Genomic DNA, 1973 nt, shown 5'->3' on the forward strand with positions numbered 1-1973 from the left:
GATTACCTGTTCATTTAATTGGTGGAGTAGATGTGGCGGCGGAATTAGATGCTAAACGCGCTATCCGCCAAGGTGCAGAACTTGCAATGAGTATTTAATTGTCACAGACGTCTGGCTTGAAATAACGTTCACAATTTGCGTTGTTTCGGCCTCTGATATGCCAATAAAAAAAGCCTTCTGTAATGCAGAAGGCTTTTTAGTATACAAATTAAATCATTCAGGGCGTTAACGTCTGACTTAATTTAACTGTGTTAAGGACGCAGTTTTAGGACGTTATCAATATCTTCAGCACAATGGCGTTCTGGAACTTGTTCCCATTCCTCGCCCCAAGAGCGATTGATGATACGACCACGTTGAACCCCTTTACGAGTCTCAAGCAATTTAGCCCAACGAACAACATTAGTATACGTCTCTACTTCTAGGAACTCGGCTGCATCATATAAATTGCCCAAGACTAAGTTGCCATACCAGGGCCAAATGGCAATGTCTGCAATGCTATATTCTTCACCAGCAATATAGGTATTTTTTGCCAGTTGTTTATCTAACACGTCTAATTGACGTTTAACTTCCATAGCAAAGCGGTTAATAGGATATTCCTGTTTTTCATCGGCATAAGCATAGAAATGACCGAAACCGCCACCAAGGAACGGCGCTGAACCTTGGGCCCAGAACAACCAGTTAAATGTTTGCGTTCTCGCTATGCCATCTTTAGGGAGGAATTTGCCAAATTTCTCAGCTAAGTGAACCAAGATTGAAGCAGATTCAAATACATTTACATCTTCATCAGATGATTTATCCAATAAAGCAGGAATTTTTGAGTTTGGATTGACGGCAACGAATCCTGAAGAAAATTGATCTTTTTCCCCAATGTTAATCAGATAAGCATCGTATTCAGCTTCTTTAATGCCTAAGGCCAGTAGCTCTTCTAACAGAATAGTCACTTTTTGCCCGTTTGGTGTGCCAAGGGAGTAGAGTTGCAAAGAATGCTTGCCGACAGGTAGCTCTTTATCAAATCTTGCACCCGACTCAGGGCTATTAATATTCGCCCACTTATTAGCGCCATTGGTATTATTTTGCCAAACTTTAGGTGGGGTATATTGGTCAGTCATAGAATATCCTCGTACAACCTGTTAGCAGGTTAAGTAAATTGATAATGCGCTTAGCACAATGTGGTTAGTGTAGCGTGTAAAGTTTTAATGTATTAGCATCAACGCGTATGAGTTATGCTTTTATTGTTTAAATGCAGCATGTTAGTTATTTATTACAGACCATCTAGTTGTTCACTTAATTCGATTAAGTTACTGACCGTGATGTCAGGCTCAATCCCCCAAGGATCAAATATTTTTTTACTGTCTCTTTTGATCCAAGCCGTGTTTAGTCCGGCGGCTTTTGCACCAATGACATCCCATGGATTACTCGACACCATCCAACATTGATTTGGGGCAGATTGAGTGCGAGTCATTAAATATTGGTAAACGGCAGGGTTAGGCTTAAAAGTCTTCAGATCATCAACACTGATAACATCATGTAGTTGAGGTAATATGCGTGAATGTTGCATGAGTGTCCGAACCGCGGCTTCAGGTCCATTTGAAAACGCGGCGAGTGTATGCCCCTGATCGCGCAGTAATGCAAGCCCAGGAATGACATCCTCAAAGGCTGTTAGTTGACTAAATTTAGCCAGCAAATCTTGTTGTTCGCTGATTGAAAGTGTCACGTTGAAAACAGACAAACAATATTGTAGAGCTTGCTGAGTACAAACACCAAAATCTTCATATTGCTGCATTAAGCCACGACGAAAAGCATATTCGACTTTTTTATCGTGCCACAGTTGGCCAAATTCTTTTGCCTAGAATGATTTCAGTGCATTGACGCCACCAGAAGCTTCTGCTGGGAAAAACTTGAAGTGAGTGTATCCCAACTCCATACCCACCATGATCTCTGAAATACTTGCCACACCAGGAATCAATGGCACG

The 1973-nt window shown here is 41.4% G+C and carries 2 protein-coding genes and 1 pseudogene; all 3 read right to left on the reverse strand.

Features of this window, described 5'->3' with window-relative positions:
- Nucleotides 1–251: 251 nt before the first annotated feature.
- Nucleotides 252–1109, reverse strand: coding sequence for a glutathione-dependent disulfide-bond oxidoreductase (yghU, locus tag H5202_RS21455; protein ID WP_182773838.1), 858 nt, complete (start codon nucleotides 1107–1109; stop codon nucleotides 252–254).
- A 152-nt stretch (nucleotides 1110–1261) separates the two neighbouring features.
- Nucleotides 1262–1828, reverse strand: a complete 567-nt coding sequence (locus H5202_RS21460; protein WP_259397427.1) for a haloacid dehalogenase type II — start codon at nucleotides 1826–1828, stop codon at nucleotides 1262–1264.
- 21 nt (nucleotides 1829–1849) lie between these two features.
- A pseudogene (locus H5202_RS21465) lies at nucleotides 1850–1973 on the reverse strand (bifunctional 4-hydroxy-2-oxoglutarate aldolase/2-dehydro-3-deoxy-phosphogluconate aldolase); the annotation flags it as partial.

The sequence above is a fragment of the Shewanella sp. SG41-4 genome, assembly GCF_014164505.1.
Classification (GTDB): domain Bacteria; phylum Pseudomonadota; class Gammaproteobacteria; order Enterobacterales; family Shewanellaceae; genus Shewanella.

What these genes read in the sequence shown, in the direction of transcription:
- yghU (WP_182773838.1), bottom strand. Translation starts at nt 1,109, where the DNA reads ATGACTGACCAATATACCCCACCTAAAGTTTGGCAAAATAATACCAAT.